Consider the following 17070-nt stretch of genomic DNA (forward strand, 5'->3'; position numbering starts at 1 on the left):
GTTTTGGGTTTGTTCAGTATTTTCTGGTCTTGAACAGGGTGGAAAACGCAAGGCCAAGCCAGTAGGTTTGAATCATGTCACGTTTTAGCCCACTGAATTGGCCCGTTGTGCGCCAAATCCGGAACAAGGATGCCTTCGGCCGCGACGTGTCCACGCAGTCGGCTAAGAGTGAAGACCTGCGCGGACGCACCGTTGACGCGGACCGCGTCGTCCAGTCGGTCTGCCCCTACTGCGCAGTGGGTTGTTCTCAGCGCGTTTATGTCAAGGATGACCGCGTCATCCAAATCGAGGGCGACCCAGATTCCCCGATTTCCCGCGGCCGCCTGTGTCCCAAGGGCTCTGCGTCTGAGCAGCTCATTAATTCCTCGACCCGCATCACCACGATCAAGTACCGAGCTCCCTATGCCACCGAGTGGCAGGAGCTCGACGAAGAAACCGCGATGGATATGATCGCGGACCGTTTCGTGGAGGCGCGCGCGAGGCACTGGGAGGACGTCGATAAGCATGGGCGTCGTCTCAACCGCACCATGGGCATTGCGGGCCTGGGTGGTGCGACGCTGGATAATGAGGAGAACTACCTTATCAAGAAGCTGTTTACCGCCACCGGCGCCATTCAGGTGGAAAACCAGGCGCGTATATGACACTCCGCCACTGTTCCTAGTCTAGGAACGTCGTTTGGCCGCGGCGGCGCAACCCAACCGCTGCAGGATATGGCGAATGCGGACTGCATCGTCATCGAGGGTTCTAATATGGCGGAATGCCACCCCGTGGGATTCCAATGGGTCGTGGAAGCCAAGAAGCGTGGTGCGCGCATTATCCACGTGGATCCGCGCTACACACGTACGTCTGCCTTTGCGAACCGTCACATCGGCATTCGCGGAGGCACGGACGTGGTGTTGCTCGGCGCGATTATCAAGTACGTGCTGGATAATGACCTGTATTTCCACGATTACGTGGTGAATTACACGAACGCGGCGTCGATCATCTCGCCGGATTTCCAGGACACCGAGGATTTGGAGGGCTTGTTCTCCGGGTACGACGCAGAGAAGGGCAAGTACGTCACGGACTCGTGGCAGTACGTGCGAAAGCCTGAGGGCTCCTCGTGGAACGTGGAGAAGGACATGACGCTGGAGGATCCGAATACGGTCTTCCAGATTCTCAAGCGCCACTACTCGCGCTACACCCCGGAGATGGTGGAAGAGACCTGTGGCATTTCGCCGGAGGACTTCTACTACTTGGCGGACTCGATTGCGCAGAACTCCACCCCGGAGCGCACTACGTGCTTCGCCTACGCGCTGGGCTTTACCCAGCACACCCTGGGTGCACAGTTCATCCGTACCGCGGCGATCCTGCAGCTGCTCATGGGCAACGTGGGCCGACCTGGCTCGGGGATCATGGCTTTGCGCGGGCACGCCTCGATTCAGGGATCGACCGATATTCCGACCCTCTTTAACTCGCTGCCGGGCTACCTGCCCATGCCGCACGCGGATCAGGAGACCTGGGAAGATTACCTGGATTCCTTCCGGCAGGAAGACCAGAAGGGTTTCTGGCAGCTGGGTGAGAACTACGCGGTCTCGCTCATGAAGTCCTACTGGGGCGACGCCGCAACCAAGGAAAATAACTGGGGTTTTGACCTCATGCCGCGCCTGTCCGGTGCGCACTCGACGTATGAGACCTTGTTGGCCATGCTGCGCAAGGAGGTGGAAGGCTACTTTGTCTTTGGCCAGAACCCGGCGGTGGCGCAGTCCAACGGCGGCATGCAGCGCCGCGGGCTCGCCTCGCTGAAGTGGCTGGTTGTCCGCGATTTCCAGGAGATTGAAACGGCAAGTTTCTGGAAGGATTCGCCGGAAGTCAAGAACGGCGAGCTCAAGACCGAGGAGATTGCCACCGAGGTCTTCCTCATGCCGGCGGCAACGCACGTGGAGAAGTCCGGAACCTTTACCCAGACTCAGCGCATGGTGCAGTGGCGCTTCCAGGCGACTCCGCCGCCGGGCCAGGCCCGCAGTGAGGCCTGGTTCTTCTACCAGCTGGGCAAGAAGATTCGGGCGCGCCTCGCGGATTCAACTGATCCGCGCGATCTGCCGATCAAGTCTGTCACCTGGGACTACACCGAGGATGAGCACGGCGATCCAAGCTCGGATGAGATTCTGCGTGAGATCAACGGCTACTACCTTGATGGGCCTAAGAAGGGCCAGCTTTTGCCGGCCTTTACGGAGATGCGGGCCGACGGTTCCACCTCCGGCGGCTGCTGGATCTACACCGGCGTGTACAAGGACGGTATCAACCATGCCGCGAAGAAGGTTCCGGGTTCGGAGCAGAATGAAGTAGCACTCGACTGGGGTTGGGTCTGGCCGGCCAACCGCCGCATTCTGTATAACCGCGCCTCCGCCAAGCCGGATGGCACTCCGTGGTCGGAGCGCAAGAAGTACATTTGGTGGGACGAGGACCAGGGCAAGTGGGTCGGCGATGATGTCCCGGACTTCCCGGTGACCAAGCGCCCGGACTACGTCGCGCCTGTCGACGCCGTCGGCCCCGACGCCCTGGACGGTGATGATCCCTTCATTATGCAGCCGGATGGCTTGGGTTGGCTGTTCGCGCCGAAGGGGCTGTCCGACGGACCGCTGCCGACTCACTACGAGCCGCAAGAATCACCGGTGCACAACGCGCTGTACAAGCAGCAGCAGTCACCGACGCGCCTGACTATCAAACGCGCGGACAACCTTTCCCGCCCCGAGCCAGGGGAGCGGGGCGAGGACGTGTTCCCGTTTGTCTTCTCCACCTACCGTCTGACGGAGATGTACACCTCGGGCGCGATGTCACGCCGCCTGCCTTACTTGGCGGAGTTGCAGCCGGGGCTCTTCTGCGAGGTGGACAAGGAACTGGCCGCCAAGCGTGGATTGGTCAACGGCGAGTGGGCCACCATCGTGTCCCCGCGCGGCGTCATCGAGGCTCAGGTTTTGGTGACGGACCGCATGGAGATGCTCACCATCAATGGTGAGGACTTCCACCAGATCGGCTTGCCGTATCACTACGGAGAATCGGAGACCACCGAGGTGGCCGGCGATGGCGCCAACGACTTGTTGGGCCTGACCCTAGAGCCGAACGTGTTCATCCAGAACTCCAAGGTGGGGGCATGCGATATCCAGCCGGGCCGCCGTCCGCGTGGCGAAGCACGCGTCAAGCTGTTGCGCGAATACCAAGAGCGGGCGCACCTCACTGTAGATTCGGGTAACCGGATCCTCGATGTCTCAGACGCTTTCAGCACGGAAGAGAACACTGCTTCTGCAGAAAACACTGGTGATGATTCCACAGCTGGCAACGAAGCGGACTACGAAGGCAAAGAAAGCTAAGGAGGACTCATGGCGAATTTCTTGACCGAAAAGGCCGATCGACACGGCTATGAGACCTATCAGCGAATGGCGTTCTTTACCGATACCTCGGTATGTATCGGCTGCAAGGCCTGCGAGGTGGCGTGCAAGGAATGGAATCGCAACCCGGTGGAGGGTTATGCGGTCACCGGTAATTCCTATGACAACACCGGTGGGCTAGGCGCGAATACGTGGCGCCACGTGGCTTTCATCGAGCAAAACAACGAGCGTATTGAGCAGGCACGCGAGGACGGGCGCAAACTTGTCTCGCTGGGCCTGCCCACGGTGTCCGCACCGAGCGTCACCCCAGATACCGATGATTTTCGCTGGCTCATGTCCTCCGACGTGTGCAAGCACTGCACCAATGCTGGATGCTTGGACGTGTGCCCGACGGGCGCGCTCTTTCGCTCTGAGTTCGGCACCGTCGTGGTGCAGGATGATGTGTGCAATGGCTGCGGTACGTGCGTGGCCGGGTGTCCCTTCGGCGTCATTGAGCGCCGCGATGACGGCGGCGTGACGCTCAAGGCAGACAAGACCGCCACCGTGGATTATGAGGTCCCGGATCATGCGGGCGTCAACGTTCTGGCCAAGCTGAAGCAGCTGAAACCCCAGGGACCTGACCACATGCCGGGGCAGGCGATGCCGATCAAGAACTTGGGCGTGGCCCAGAAGTGCACCATGTGTTATGACCGACTCAAGATCGGCGAGCAGCCCGCGTGCGCCAAGACGTGCCCGACGGATTCCATCCAGTTCGGCCCTTACGAGGAGATGCTCGCTGCTGCGCAGGAGCGTGTGCGCGTCCTGCACGAGCAGGGGCTGACGGAGGCTCGTCTCTACGGCGCCAATTCCCAGGATGGGGTCGGTGGAACGGGTTCTATTTTCCTGTTGCTCGATTCCCCAGAGGTCTACGGGCTGCCGCCGGATCCACGCGTGCCCACGGCGGATTTGCCGCAGATGTACAAGACCGCAGTGAAAGCTATCGGAGGAATGGCGCTGGCCGTGGCCGGGGCATTCATGTTGGGAGGCCGCAAATGAGCGAATTTGATGAGTATCGCCCGCCCCAGGAGCCGCGGCGCCGGCGCGGCGGCAAGAAGCGCCGGCGTGGACGAGTCGGCGCTGGGGCACAGGATGGTTCCAAAGAAGAGCGTATGGCGGAGGACTTCGAGTTCTCCTCGTATTACGGCAAGCCCGTAGTCAAGGCCCCGCCGTGGGAGTGGCCCATCGGCGGCTATCTCTTCCTCGGCGGCGTGGCCGGCGGTTCTGCGATGTTGGCCGCCGGTGCCCAGGCCACGGGGAACGCACCGCTGAAACGCTCGACGCGGCTGACGGCTTTCTCCGCGGCGTCGGTAGGCTCGGTCTTTTTGGTGCTCGACCTCGGCCGCCCAGAGCGCCTGCTCAACATGTTCCGCGTCTTCAAGGTGACCTCGCCGATGTCCATCGGCTCGTGGATCCTGGGCAGCTTCGCTTCCGCCGCGGCCCTGCCGGCGGTCGTGGAAGCGGACGCACTGGTCGGCGGTGTGCTGCCGAAGCCGCTTCGCCGCCTCCTCGATACGGCGGCGGGTCCAGCAGGCGCTGTCGCCGGCGTGCTTGGTGGCCCGCTGGCGGGCTACACGGCGGTGCTGTTGGCCAACACGTCAAACCCGACGTGGAATGACGCGAAGAAGCATCTGCCTTATGTGTTCGTGTCCTCGGCTTCGGCGGCGGCGTCGGGCGCCGCCATGGTCTTCACACCGGTGGAGAATGCTGGCGCGGCACGAGTACTCGGTATCACTGCCGCGGCGACCGATCTGGCCGCGACCCGTGTCATGGAAGCGAACATGGAGCCCGAGCCTCTGCGTCCGCTGCACGAAGGCACGCCCGGGAAACTCATGAAGGCCTCCGAGGCGCTCATTGCCGCGGGCGGGGTGGGAACCGCAATCGCGTCGGTCACAAAGTCGCGCGCGGTGTCGGTGGTCTCCGGCCTGGCACTTCTGGCGGGTTCTGCCTGCACGCGTTTCGGCGTGCTCAATGCGGGGCTGGAGGCGGTGAAGGACCCCGCGACAAGCATCGGCCCGCAGAAGCGCCGTGCTGAGGCCCGCCGCCAGACAGAAGGCCTCACGCACTCGACGGTGACTAGCGGATAGTAATGCGCGCCTCACCCGTCACGGTGCGCCCAATGACCGGATAGCCAGGAACCTCGCCGATGACCAGCAGGCCACCCGAGGTTTGGGCATCGGCGAGGAAGACCAAGTCCTCTTCGCTCAAGTCTGAGTCGAGGTGGGGGCGGACCCAATCCAGGTTGCGGCGCGAGCCGCCCGGGATGAAGCCCTCCGCCAGGGCCTCCATGGCGCCGTCCACCGCAGGAACAGCGGAAAAATCCAGCTCCGCACCAATACCGGAGGCGCGGCACATCTTGTAGAGGTGGCCCAGAAGCCCGAAGCCGGTGACGTCCGTAGCCGCGCGCACGCCCGCGGCTACGGCGGCCGCGGCAGCGTCGCGGTTGAGCGTGGTCATGGAATCCACCGCGGCCTGGGAGACTTCACCGGTGGCCTTGTGCTTGTTATTGAGGATGCCCACACCAATCGGTTTGGTCAGCGTGATGGGCAGGCCCGCCTCGGCGGCGTCGTTGCGCATAATCTTGTCGGGGTGGACGATGCCCGTGGCAGCCAAACCATACGTGGGCTCCGGGGCAGTGATGGAGTGTCCACCAGTAATGGAGATCCCTGCCTCGCTGGCCACATCCATGCCACCGCGCAGGACTTCGCGCAAAATGTCGAGGCCGAGCTTCTCGCGCGGCCAGCCCACGAGGTTGATGGCGGTGATGGGAGTGCCGCCCATGGCGTAGACGTCGGAAAGCGCATTGGCTGCCGCCACCCGGCCCCAGTCATAGGGGTCGTTGAGCATCGGGGTGAAGAAGTCCGCGGTGGAGATGACCGCGAGGCCGTTTGGGATGCGCACGGCGGCGGCATCGTCGCCGTCGTCAAGCCCGACCAGCACGTTGGGGTCCGCGGTGCCCACGAGGCCCGCGACGGCCGATTCGAGCTCTCCCGGAGGAATCTTGCAGGCGCAGCCGCCACCGGCGGCAAAGGAGGTAAGTGTGATGTCAGACATGGGGGCCATTCTAGCCGCGTGTATGGTGAGCAGACGGAGGCGTACGTGTCCTGGTGGGCGCCCCGGTCTTCAAAACCGGTGAGGCCGAGTATCTCGGTCTGGCAGGTTCGATTCCTGTCCGTCTCCGCCATTAGCGCAGCTAGGAGGAACTTTGATGACTGACCCCCGCCGCTTCATCCCGAAGATGGATGAAATCCTCCAGTACCCAGCGGTGCAGGACGCCCACCAGCGCTTGGCCCCGCACTCGGTCCGGGCGACCATCGATGCCGTGCTTGCCGACGCCCGCTCCGGCTCCCTCGACCCCACCCGCATTCAAGAGGAGCTGGCCGACAGGCTGGAAGTAGCACAGCCCTATTCCTTGCGCCGCGTCATTAACGCCACGGGCGTGATCATCCACACGAACCTGGGCCGCGCCCCTTTGCCGCCGGCAGCGGTGGATGCGCTCGTGGCAGCAGCTGGCTATACGGACGTTGAGATGGATTTAGACAGCGGCCTGCGCTCACGGGATAGAGGGCGCGCGGCAGTCGACGCTGTCTTGGCTGCCTGCCCCGGCGCGGAGGATGCGCTGGTGGTCAACAACGGGGCCTCTGCGCTGTTGCTGGCGACCGCTGCCTTGGCCCCGGGCAAGGAGGTCATCATTTCCCGCGGCGAACTTATTGAGATTGGTGCGGGCTTCCGTCTGCCGGAGCTCATCGAGTCCACGGCCACACGGCTGCGGGAGGTGGGCGCGACGAACCGCACCCACGTGGCGGACTACGAGCGGGCGCTCGGGGAGAACACCGGGGCGATTCTCAAGGTGCATCCCTCGAACTTCTTGATCAGTGGGTTTACGTCTTCTGTGCCGGTTGCAGACCTGCGCAGACTCACAGATCTGCCGCTCATCGTGGATATCGGCTCAGGGTTGCTCGCACCCGATGAGGTGCTTCCTGAGGAACCCTCCGCCAGCGAGGCTCTTCGGGATGGCGCGGACGTAGTGCTCTTCTCGGGGGATAAACTCCTCGGCGGACCGCAAGCCGGCGTGCTTGTGGGAAAGAAGGAAGCGATCGCCGCGTGTAAGAAACATCCGCTGGCGAGGGCGGTGCGCATCGATAAGCTGCGGCTTAACGCCCTTGAGGCCTCCCTTGCCGCTCCCTCTAACGCCGTGCGGGATGCGCTGCACATTGACGCTAAACGTCATCGCGAGCGTACCGAGAAGGTCGCCGCGGCGGTGGGCGGCGAGGTTGTCGAGCATGCCGGGCGTGTGGGCGGCGGCGGGGCGCCCGAGGTACCGCTGCCGGGCTGGGCCGTGGCGTTGCCAGAAGAGCTGGCACGTCCACTGCGGTTGGGCGAGCCTCCCGTGGTGGCACGCGTGAACCAGGGACGCTGCCTGGTGGATGTGCGCTGCGTGCCGGAGGCGCAGGATGCGGAGCTTATTGCTGCGATTCAGGCGGTGATGTAGGTGTACGTTGTGGCGACCGCCGGGCATGTGGATCACGGAAAGTCGAGCCTGGTCAAAGCCCTGACGGGAATGGAACCGGACCGCTGGGAGGAAGAGAAGCGGCGCGGTTTGACCATCGACTTGGGGTTCGTGTGGACGAAGCTCGACTCCGGCGCCGACGTGGCTTTTGTCGATGTGCCGGGACACGAGAAGTTCCTGGGCAACATGCTGGCCGGGGTGGGGCCCGCGCCGGTGGTGCTCTTTGTCGTGGCGGCCGATGAAGGCTGGCAAGCGCAGTCCGCTGACCACCGCGATGCATTGCGCGCTCTGGGAATCGAGCACGGTGTGGTCGCGCTGACCCGCGCGGATAAGGCAGACGCTGCCCGCCGCGCTGAGGTCACCGCGCAGGTCAAGGCAGAGCTGGCGAAAACAGCGCTTGCCGACGCTCCCGTGGTCGAAGTCTCCGCAAAGACCGGCGAGGGCGTCGAAAAGCTTCGCGCCGAGTTAGACCAGGTGCTCGCCGCTATGCCCGCGCCGGATTGCCAAGCACGCGTGCGGTTGTGGGTCGATCGCGCCTTCAGCGTGAAGGGTGCTGGCACCGTGGTGACGGGAACGCTGGCGGCGGGGACTGTCTCGGTGGGGGATGAGATGGAGCTTGGCGGGCAACTCGTGACGGTGCGCGGAGTGCACAGTGAAAACACGTCGGTGGACAGCGCTGGTCCGGTTACGCGTGTAGCGCTCAACCTCCGTGGGGTGGCCGCGGATGAGGTTCATCGTGGGGATGCACTGCTGAGCCCAGGGCATTGGCGGGTGCTCGATACCGTGGATATTCGCCGTATCTTTGGCACTGAGATGGCTGAGCTTCCCCAGAACCTCGTGGTGCACATCGGCACCGCGGGCGTTGGTGCCCGTCTGCGGCCTTTAGGCGGTGACCATGCCCGGTTGACTCTCGAACGCCCGTTACCACTCACGCTGCTCGATCGGTTTGTGGTGCGCAGCCCCGGCGGGCGGCACGTGGCGGCGGGCTTTGAGGTCGTGGACGTGCACCCGGCTGAGCTGAGCAGACGTGGTGATGCGAAGAAGCGCGCAGCTGAGCTAGAAGTTTTAGAAGCAACCAACCCGTCCGAGTGGCTCAAGCGCTGCGGCTACGCTGCACGTGAAGAGCTCGTGCGCGATGGCTTCTCGGTGGAGGAAAAGCCTGCCGGAGTCATCGAGTTCGCTCAGTGGTGGATTGCCGCACGACAGGTGACCGCGTGGAAGGACGCACTTCTGCGTGCGGTCGACGAACACAGGGCAGCCAACCCGCTATCCCCAGGACTGACGAAAGCAGCGGCCATGGACGCGCTGAACCTGTCAGAGCCGGCCCTGCTGGGCCTAGCAGTAGCGGCAGCCAAGCTCGAATCGGTCGATGGCGTGCTGCGCGTGCCCGGTCAGTCCGTCGACCTGGGCCCCGCGGAGAGGGGAGTAGCTGAGCTCGAGCAACGCCTGCACGCCGAGCCTTTCGCTGCCCCGGAGGCAGAAGAACTCAAGGAACTAGGACTGGGCCCCAAAGAGCTCGCCGCTGCCGAGCGCGCCGGGCGTGTGCTCCGGTTAGACAAAGGCGTTGTGCTTTTGCCTTCCGCTCCTCGCGAGGCACTCGAAGTTGTCTCTACGTTGGAACAGCCTTTCACCCTCTCGGAGGCGCGCCAAGCCCTGGGGACGACGCGCCGGGTTGCCATCCCGCTCTTCGAGCACCTCGATGCCACCGGCGCGACCCGCCTAGTCGACGGCAAGCGCTTCGCATTCGGGCCAGGGGCAAAGGAACCAAAGTAAAGGCACCATTTGTCGCCGGTTTTCGGATAAACCCCAGGTCAATGAATTAGCGTAAGTGCATAAGGTGCCAGTTAAAAGGTGCCTTTGGTGGCCATTGAGAAAACTTTGAAGGCGCAAGTGTCTTCATTGGCTTAGCGGTGACCGTCATTGACGGTCTCCGTTATGTTTTGTAGGGTGAACCCATGATCCAGTCTTTCGGTAACCGTGATACCGAGCTTGTCTGGTTACGCGAAGCGTCGCCGCGGATTGATTCGAGAATCCACAAAACTGCTAATAGAAAACTCCATCAGCTCGATGCTGCTGTTTCGCTGAACTCCTTACGTATTCCACCGGGCAACCGCCTCGAAGCTTTGAAAGGTGACCGGAAAGGAACATTCAGTATCCGAGTCAATCAGCAGTGGAGGATCACCTTCCGCTGGACCGAGGCCGGCCCAGCGGACGTTGTTATCGAGGACTATCACTAAGGACGGTTATGAGTACTAAGCTTTATCCGCCGATTCACCCCGGCGAAGTGCTTAATGAAGATTTCATCGAAGCTTTTGGGATTACCCAACACCAACTGGCTGTAGAAATTGGCGTCCCGCTGCGGAAGATTAATGAGATTGTTCACGGCAAGCGTGGAATCACCGCAGATACCGCTCTTCGGCTAGGAAAGTACTTCGGAATCGAACCGCAGTATTGGCTCAACCTGCAAAGCCGTTATGAATTGGAGGTGGCTGAGGATGCCGTCGCTGATGAAATCGATGGCATCCGGCCCCTCGGGGCGGCTTAAATTCAGCGGTTAATAGCGAGAGCGATTGGACTGGGGGCGTCCGCCAGAAGCAGAGCGGACTGAATGGCGGCTGCCTAGGTCAGGATCATCGCTTCCCCAGGAGTCTTCGGCCCAGATCGCAAAATCGCGATCGGCATAGCGCTCTTGTCGGGTGGCAAGGTGCTCCATCCTCTGCGCATAGCGTTTCTTCGAAGCATTAACTTCGTCAGCTTTAGAGCCTGTAGAGGATCGATTTCTGCGATTGTTGTGTTGTTTGCTGGGCATGATGAGTTCCTGAGCTTCTGAAACGGTGAGCTAGCGTAAATAAGACCCTACGCGAGAGGTGGGTTTAGCAGCCAGGTCGCGGCCGACCAACAGGGGCAAAGGAACCAAAGTAAAGGCACCATTTGCGGCCGGATTTCGGAGAAACCCCAGGCCAATGAATTAGCGTAAGTGCATAAGGTGCCAGTTAAAAGGTGCCTTTGGGGGACGTGAAGGCACGCGATCCGGTGGGCAGAGGTGAGGCAAGAGGATCCGCAGGCGTGGTGAACTCCCAATCGGCGTCAGGGTCGAGCGCTGGCGGGATAGCGGGCTTGTCCGGGTCGAGCGGCAGCGGAGGGACAGCGGGGGCGAAGAGCTCGGCAGGGTCAGCAGAGTCAGCAGGGTCTAGGGGAAGGTCCACGGCGATGCGGCCCCCTGCAGCATAAGCCCGGGCGGCCAGGGAAACACCGGACTGAGAGGCAGCTGCGAACGCGGCGGCCAGCGCTGGGACGTCGGAGAGCTGCGCGCACGGGCCGAGGACGAGGTTGTCGTGGGTGGCGAGGACGGTGTCGTCGAGAAGCGCAAGCGTCACGATAAGCTGCTCGGTTCCCATCTCGCGCAGCTGGTGCGCGGTGAGCTCACCTTCCGCGACACGAACGAGGGCGCCGTACCCACCGCTGAGCAGGGCAGTACCCGCCGGCTGATTGTTTGCGGGAATCATCCACGGGTCGAGTCCCAGCGCAACGGCGACCTCCACCTCGCCATCAACAATCTCGACGGTGGCTTGCGTCGTTGGAGTCATCGCCGCAGTGCGCAGACGATTGAGCGCCTGATACCCGGAGGACTCCTCGCCATCGAGCGCGCCCAGAAAACCGAAATCCGAGCGCACACGCCAGCCGCCGGTGGTGGGATCGGGGAGCAAGGACACGTCGATGAGCGCAGGCTGCTGCGCCAACCCCGGGATGCTCAGCGCGGTGCCGAGGCTAAGATGCTCGAGAATCGCGACGTGCTCAACACCAAAGTAGGACGGAGCCAGCGGATATAGCGCCATGGTTGCGACAGTCACCTCAAGAGTCAGATGGGAAGCGATGGACTTCCTTCAAGCTTACGCAGAGGCCGGGTTAGACACGCTATAGTTTCCCACTATGGACTTAGCCACCATCGCGTTCGCTTTCAGCCTTGTGTTGCTGTCTGGCTTGTCGACGTCCATCGGAGGCGCCCTCGCCGTAGGCAAGAGAGAACCTGGCCCGAAGTTCATGGCCGCTGCCCTGGGCCTGTCCGCGGGCGTGATGCTCTACGTCTCCTTTATGGAAATCCTGCCGGAGGCCCTGAAGAAGCTAGAAAGCACCCTCGGGGACGAAGTGCGGGCCACCTGGACGATGATGGGGGCATTCTTCGCGGGCATTGCGATTATCGCCATCATTGACCGCCTGGTACCTGAAGAGATCAACCCGCACGAGCCGGCCACGACCGAAGAAGAGGCGCGGCGCAAAAGGCTGATGAAGACCGGCATGTTCACCGCCTTCGCGCTGGCCATTCACAATTTCCCTGAGGGCTTCGCCACGTTCCTCTCGGGACTTGAAGCCCCGGAGATCGCCATCCCCGTTGCCGTGGCTATCGCCATTCACAACATCCCCGAGGGCATTGCGGTGGCGGTACCCCTGCGCAGCGCAACGGGCTCGCGGAAGAAGGCGTTCTGGTGGGCCACGTTATCGGGGCTGGCCGAGCCCCTCGGCGCTCTCATTGGCTTCGCGCTGCTGATGCCGTTTATCGGGCCGATGACCTTCGGCATCAGCTTCGCCGTCATCGCCGGCATCATGGTGTTCATCTCCCTCGATGAGCTCTTGCCCACGGCGGAGGAAACCGGCGAACACCACTGCGCCATCTACGGACTCATTGCCGGCATGGCGGTCATGGCGGTTTCGCTCGCGCTGTTTATTTAGAGGTTATTTCACGCGCTCCGCGGTGGCCTTGACCGCCATGACAATGCTGACGATAACGGCGCCCAGAATAAAGCCGCACAGCATGGACAAGCCGGTGTCCGCCAACCAGGCGAGGGCGCCGTTGTTGATGCTCTCTGTCACGTGGTGGATGAAGCCATAAGGCTGCTCGGCGCCGAATTCGCTCAGGCCCTTGACCACGATATGCCCGCCGACCCACAGCATGGCGGCGGTGCCGATGATGCCGATGATGTTGAGCACGATGGGCATGCCCTTCACCAACGCGGTACCCAGGGCGGAGTCACCATCGTGGCGCTTGAGCAGGGCGACGCCGATGTCATCCATCTTGACTAGCAGCCCGACGGCGCCATAGACACCCAAGGTGAGGAGGACACCGACGGTGACTAGGGTGCCGAGGCGCAGCCAGAAGGGTTGGTCCATGACCTCGTTGAGGGAGATGACCATGATCTCGGCGGAGAGGATGAGGTCCGTGGTGATAGCGGACTTGACCAGGGAGTCTTCGGCCTCAGGGCCTCTTTCTTCCGCTGGCTTTTCCTCCTTTTCGCCACGGTGGAAAACTGAGTGGAAGATCTTCTCCGCGCCCTCGAAGCACAGGTAAGTACCGCCGCACATGAGGATGGGAGTCAGGGCCCAAGGCGCGATCCACGACAGGATGAGCGCGATGGGCAGGATGATGACGAGCTTGTTGATGAGCGAGCCCTTGGTGATGCGCCAGATCATTGGCAGCTCGCGCTGCGGCTTGACGCCCTGGACATATTGGGGTGTGACGGCGGCGTCATCGACGACGACGCCGGCGGCTTTCATCGACGTCTTTCCGGCTAGCGCTGCCACGTCGTCGACGCTGGAGGCAGCGGAGCGGGCGATCAGGGCGACGTCGTCAAGCAGGGCAAAGAGGCCACCGGCCATGGCTCACATCCTTAGGGGTAGGGGAGAAGTGTCTCCCCAACTTTACTCGGCAGGAACGAGCTCTACATCCTCTGCCCATGTGAGGTCCATGCCCAGCGTGCGCAGCCAATTCATGGCGTCATCGCCGTAACGCGTGATGCCCTCGACGGCGGCCAGCGTGCGCTCCATGGCGCGCTCGGCCTCCTCGGCGCTGATGAGGCCGTTGGAGGTGGCCGCGGCTAGCTCGTCGATGTCGAGCACGTCGACCGGCTCGCCGGAGGTGGAAACCAAGTCGACGTAGAGATCGCGGGTGGTCCACACGTCCCCGTCAACGTCGATGTCGGCGACGTCGATGTAGAAGTCCTGGTGCACGTCCACGCCCTCGCGGAAGTGGAAGATATTGGCGCGCAGGCCGAGCTCTGGCAGCAGCCAAGACTCGAGGTAGCCGAAGCGCGGGTGGTTGGCGCCGCGGGCCATGTACAGGCCAAAATCGGTGACCCGGTAGGTGTCTACCTCGCGCTGGAAACCTTTCGGGTCGACATTGATGTTGTCGGCCGTATTGAAGGTCTCTTGCTTGACTGGGTGCAGATCTGTGCTCATTAGTTCACCTCGAGGAAAGCCGCGGTAGGTGGGAAGGAACACGAGGATTCAGCAGTGTTGACCGCACCGGAGAGGACCGCCACGATGGTGCCCTTGCCGGTCGTTGCGCGGCCCGAGACCGTGGTTGGCCCATCGGTGTTGATGCCGTTGTTGAAGAGGGGAGTGGTGCCGAACTGGAAGGTGTCCAGGTTGAACCACTGGACGCGCATGGCGCCCTGTTCTTCAGCGGCGGTCGGGGTACCCAGGGCGGTGAAGAGGAAGACGGCTTCGCCTTCACCGGCGCCTGGGGCCGGCATATCGGTCGGGCCCGGTACGGCGATGGCGGAACCCACCGAATCGCCCTGCCCGCCGATGCACTGCGCGGAAACTGTGGGCCAGTAGAACTGGCGGAAGCCGGGGTTATTTCCCTCCGGCATCGCGACGCCGCCCTCACCGCCGTCACCAGCGGTGAAGTTGAGTGCGGTGAGGATGGCGCTGCGAGCCTCCTGCGGGACCCATGGCTGTGCCGCGAAAGCACGAACGCGCTCCTGCGTCTCCGGGGTGGGACGGCCGAGGCTGTCCAGCGGGTTGCTGCTCTGAGGAACGTTCACCAGCGAGGAGAGATCAGGGGCGCCGGCATGCGCGGGCGTGATGCTGAGCAGGCCCATCATCAGGGCAGCAGTGAGTCCGGCTACGCCGCGACGGGCGGAACCGGTGGAGTGCTGTTCAGAAAAGGCCATGGAGAATCCTTGCGTGTGGGTGGGGGAAGTGGCGTCACAGAAACTACACAGTGATCACATCAGTCACAATAGTATCTGCTGTCACAATATTCACTTTTTCGGCGTAGTCAACTCTTTTTAGAGCTCTACTGTGGGGTATGTCGGCGCTTGATACCAATCTGTTACATCCCGCAGCGCTCTGCGGGATGATGCGCGCGATGCTGCACATCAAAGGGCTAGAGAGTATATTTAAGGGCCGTTCACATCGCTAACGCACCATGCTTTGAAGGAGCACCCCACACGTGAGTAATACTGAATTCCGTAACGTAGCCATCGTCGCGCACGTTGACCACGGTAAAACCACCCTTGTCAACGGCATGCTGGAGCAGTCCGGCGCTTTCGGCGACCATGGCGAACACTCGGATCGCGTCATGGACTCCAACGATCAGGAGCGCGAGCGCGGCATCACCATTCTGGCGAAGAACACCGCCATCCACCGCAAGGGCCTAGGCAAGGACGGCGGGGATCTCATCATCAACGTCATCGATACCCCAGGCCACGCCGACTTCGGCGGCGAGGTCGAGCGCGGTATCTCCATGGTGGACGGCGTTGTGCTGCTTGTCGACGCCTCCGAAGGTCCCCTCCCGCAGACCCGCTTCGTGCTCACCAAGGCGCTGGAGGCGAAGCTGCCGGTCATCATTTGCGTGAATAAGACCGACCGCCCGGACGCCCGCATCGACGAGGTCGTCACCGAGGCCCAGGACCTGCTGCTGGAAATCGCCGCTGGCCTCGAGGACGAGGAAGCAGCCGCTGCCGCCGAGGAGCTGCTGGGCCTGCCGGTCCTCTACACCTCCGGCCGCGAGGGCAAGGCTTCCACTGAGAACCCAGGCAATGGCAACGTTCCGAACACCGATGATCTGCAGGCGCTTTTCGACGTTATTTATGACGTCCTCCCCGAGCCCTCCGCCAAGGTCGACGCTCCTCTGCAGGCACACGTGACCAACCTGGACTCCGATGACTTCCTGGGCCGTATTGCTCTGCTGCGTATCTACTCCGGCACCATCAAGAAGGGCCAGCAGGTGGCCTGGATTCACTACGATGATGAAGGCGAGATGCACACCAAGACCGTCAAGGTGGCGGAGCTGCTGCGCACCGTCGGTTTCCAGCGCCAGCCGGATACCGAGGCCATCGCCGGTGACATCGTGGCCATCTCCGGTATCTCCGACATCATGATTGGTGACACCATCGCGGACGTGGAGAACCCGCAGCCGCTGCCGCGCATCAAGGTCGACGAGCCGGCTATTTCCATGACCATCGGCGTCAACACCTCCCCGATGGCAGGCCAGGGCGGCGGCGATAAGCTCACTGCCCGCATGGTCAAGGCTCGCTTGGACCAGGAGCTTATCGGTAACGTTTCCCTCAAGGTGCTGCCGACCGAGCGCCCCGACGCTTGGGAAGTCCAGGGCCGCGGCGAGATGGCGCTGTCCGTGCTCATCGAGAACATGCGCCGCGAGGGCTTCGAGTTGACCGTCGGTAAGCCACAGGTGGTCACCCAGGTCATCGACGGAAAGACGATGGAGCCGTACGAGATGCTCACCATCGATTCTCCGTCCGAGCACCAAGGTGCCATTACCCAGCTGCTGGCCACCCGCAAGGGGCAGATGCAGTCCATGGACGTGCGCGAGGGTGACTGGGTCCGCATGGTCTTCCGCGTCCCCGCCCGCGGTCTCATCGGTTTCCGCACCCAGTTCATGACGGAGACCCGCGGCGCTGGCATCGCCAACTCCATCTCCGATGGCCTCGACGTCTGGGCCGGTGACATCAAGGCCCGGCCGACCGGCTCGCTGGTGGCCGACCGTTCCGGACAGATCACCGCCTACGCCCTCCAGCAGTTGGCGGACCGCGGTGACTTCTTCGTGGAGCCGGGCATGGAGGCCTACGAGGGCATGGTTGTCGGCGCCAATAACCGTGATGAGGATATGGATATCAACATCACCAAGGAAAAGAAGCTGACCAACATGCGCTCCGCCACCGCGGATGCCACCGTCACCCTCGCCAAGGCCCGGACCCTGTCCCTGGAAGAGGCGCTGGAGTTCTGTGGCACCGACGAGTGCGTCGAGGTCGGCCCGAACGTTCTGCGCGTGCGCAAGGTCGAGCTGTCCGCCACCGACCGCAAGCGCGCGGCCGCCCGCGCCAAGCAACTCAACAAGTAACCACTGGGGATGCG

The 17070-nt window shown here is 62.7% G+C and carries 14 protein-coding genes and 1 tRNA gene; 10 read left to right on the forward strand and 5 right to left on the reverse strand.

Features of this window, described 5'->3' with window-relative positions; translation table 11 throughout:
• The first annotated feature begins 74 nt into the window (after positions 1 to 74).
• The 3 genes from fdnG to nrfD are packed head-to-tail and all read left to right on the forward strand — an operon-like array spanning position 75 to position 5491.
• Positions 75 to 3350: a formate dehydrogenase-N subunit alpha gene (fdnG, locus tag QKE52_RS12010; protein WP_232745308.1), complete on the forward strand. Its 3276-nt coding sequence runs from the start codon at positions 75 to 77 to the stop codon at positions 3348 to 3350.
• 9 nt (positions 3351 to 3359) lie between these two features.
• On the forward strand, positions 3360 to 4403 hold the full coding sequence (locus QKE52_RS12015) for a 4Fe-4S dicluster domain-containing protein (protein WP_347948884.1): 1044 nt from the start codon (positions 3360 to 3362) through the stop codon (positions 4401 to 4403).
• Positions 4400 to 5491 (forward strand): NrfD/PsrC family molybdoenzyme membrane anchor subunit, encoded by a 1092-nt coding sequence (nrfD, locus tag QKE52_RS12020; protein ID WP_347948885.1) that lies wholly within the window; start codon positions 4400 to 4402, stop codon positions 5489 to 5491. Before QKE52_RS12015 ends, nrfD begins: the two co-directional genes overlap by 4 nt.
• Here the strand turns inward: nrfD and selD are convergent.
• Positions 5481 to 6458 carry a selenide, water dikinase SelD gene (selD, locus tag QKE52_RS12025; RefSeq protein WP_347948886.1) on the reverse strand — a complete coding sequence of 326 codons (978 nt, stop codon included), beginning with the start codon at positions 6456 to 6458 and terminating at the stop codon, positions 5481 to 5483. The genes nrfD and selD overlap by 11 nt on opposite strands.
• A 35-nt stretch (positions 6459 to 6493) precedes the next feature.
• On the opposite strand from selD, the gene QKE52_RS12030 reads away from it, so the two are divergent.
• The 5 genes from QKE52_RS12030 (at position 6494) to QKE52_RS12050 (ending at position 10459) form a co-directional block, all read left to right on the forward strand.
• Positions 6494 to 6588, forward strand: a tRNA-Sec gene (locus QKE52_RS12030).
• A gap of 24 nt (positions 6589 to 6612) precedes the next feature.
• Entirely contained in the window at positions 6613 to 7896 is a 1284-nt protein-coding gene (gene selA, locus QKE52_RS12035) for an L-seryl-tRNA(Sec) selenium transferase (RefSeq protein WP_347948887.1), read from the forward strand.
• The gene (gene selB, locus QKE52_RS12040) at positions 7897 to 9687 is read left to right on the forward strand and encodes a selenocysteine-specific translation elongation factor (protein WP_347948888.1); all 1791 of its coding nucleotides are present in this window, start codon (positions 7897 to 7899) and stop codon (positions 9685 to 9687) included.
• Between the two features lie 182 nt (positions 9688 to 9869).
• Complete coding sequence (locus QKE52_RS12045; protein ID WP_049156403.1) at positions 9870 to 10151, forward strand: type II toxin-antitoxin system RelE/ParE family toxin; 282 nt, start codon at positions 9870 to 9872, stop codon at positions 10149 to 10151.
• 8 nt (positions 10152 to 10159) lie between these two features.
• Complete coding sequence (locus QKE52_RS12050) at positions 10160 to 10459, forward strand: HigA family addiction module antitoxin (protein ID WP_049156400.1); 300 nt, start codon at positions 10160 to 10162, stop codon at positions 10457 to 10459.
• 448 nt (positions 10460 to 10907) lie between these two features.
• On the opposite strand, the gene QKE52_RS12055 is transcribed toward QKE52_RS12050, so the two are convergent.
• Positions 10908 to 11765: a hypothetical protein gene (locus QKE52_RS12055; RefSeq protein WP_347948889.1), complete on the reverse strand. Its 858-nt coding sequence runs from the start codon at positions 11763 to 11765 to the stop codon at positions 10908 to 10910.
• Between the two features lie 79 nt (positions 11766 to 11844).
• Here QKE52_RS12055 and zupT point away from each other — a divergent pair, with 79 nt between their 5' ends.
• The gene (zupT, locus tag QKE52_RS12060; protein WP_347948890.1) at positions 11845 to 12642 is read left to right on the forward strand and encodes a zinc transporter ZupT; all 798 of its coding nucleotides are present in this window, start codon (positions 11845 to 11847) and stop codon (positions 12640 to 12642) included.
• A 3-nt stretch (positions 12643 to 12645) separates the two neighbouring features.
• On the opposite strand, the gene QKE52_RS12065 is transcribed toward zupT, so the two are convergent.
• From QKE52_RS12065 to QKE52_RS12075, 3 genes are read right to left on the reverse strand one after another with little or no spacing between them, the layout of a single operon-like run.
• Positions 12646 to 13566 (reverse strand): DUF808 domain-containing protein, encoded by a 921-nt coding sequence (locus tag QKE52_RS12065; protein WP_010187282.1) that lies wholly within the window; start codon positions 13564 to 13566, stop codon positions 12646 to 12648.
• A gap of 42 nt (positions 13567 to 13608) precedes the next feature.
• Complete coding sequence (locus tag QKE52_RS12070; protein ID WP_347948891.1) at positions 13609 to 14145, reverse strand: DUF402 domain-containing protein; 537 nt, start codon at positions 14143 to 14145, stop codon at positions 13609 to 13611.
• Positions 14145 to 14864, reverse strand: coding sequence for a hypothetical protein (locus QKE52_RS12075; protein ID WP_347948892.1), 720 nt, complete (start codon positions 14862 to 14864; stop codon positions 14145 to 14147). Before QKE52_RS12075 ends, QKE52_RS12070 begins: the two co-directional genes overlap by 1 nt.
• Before the next feature lie 281 nt (positions 14865 to 15145).
• Here QKE52_RS12075 and typA point away from each other — a divergent pair, with 281 nt between their 5' ends.
• Positions 15146 to 17056 carry a translational GTPase TypA gene (gene typA / locus QKE52_RS12080; RefSeq protein WP_347948893.1) on the forward strand — a complete coding sequence of 637 codons (1911 nt, stop codon included), beginning with the start codon at positions 15146 to 15148 and terminating at the stop codon, positions 17054 to 17056.
• Positions 17057 to 17070 lie beyond the last annotated feature (14 nt).

The organism is Corynebacterium sp. c25Ua_47 (assembly GCF_039907205.1).
GTDB lineage: Bacteria > Actinomycetota > Actinomycetes > Mycobacteriales > Mycobacteriaceae > Corynebacterium > Corynebacterium hiratae.

Coding starts and splice junctions, on each gene's coding strand:
- QKE52_RS12075 (WP_347948892.1), bottom strand. CDS start 14,864: ATGGCCTTTTCTGAACAGCACTCCACCGGTTCCGCCCGTCGCGGCGTA.
- selA (WP_347948887.1), top strand. CDS start 6,613: ATGACTGACCCCCGCCGCTTCATCCCGAAGATGGATGAAATCCTCCAG.
- QKE52_RS12015 (WP_347948884.1), top strand. CDS start 3,360: ATGGCGAATTTCTTGACCGAAAAGGCCGATCGACACGGCTATGAGACC.
- QKE52_RS12045 (WP_049156403.1), top strand. CDS start 9,870: ATGATCCAGTCTTTCGGTAACCGTGATACCGAGCTTGTCTGGTTACGC.
- zupT (WP_347948890.1), top strand. CDS start 11,845: ATGGACTTAGCCACCATCGCGTTCGCTTTCAGCCTTGTGTTGCTGTCT.
- selD (WP_347948886.1), bottom strand. CDS start 6,458: ATGTCTGACATCACACTTACCTCCTTTGCCGCCGGTGGCGGCTGCGCC.
- QKE52_RS12065 (WP_010187282.1), bottom strand. CDS start 13,566: ATGGCCGGTGGCCTCTTTGCCCTGCTTGACGACGTCGCCCTGATCGCC.
- QKE52_RS12070 (WP_347948891.1), bottom strand. CDS start 14,145: ATGAGCACAGATCTGCACCCAGTCAAGCAAGAGACCTTCAATACGGCC.
- nrfD (WP_347948885.1), top strand. CDS start 4,400: ATGAGCGAATTTGATGAGTATCGCCCGCCCCAGGAGCCGCGGCGCCGG.
- QKE52_RS12050 (WP_049156400.1), top strand. CDS start 10,160: ATGAGTACTAAGCTTTATCCGCCGATTCACCCCGGCGAAGTGCTTAAT.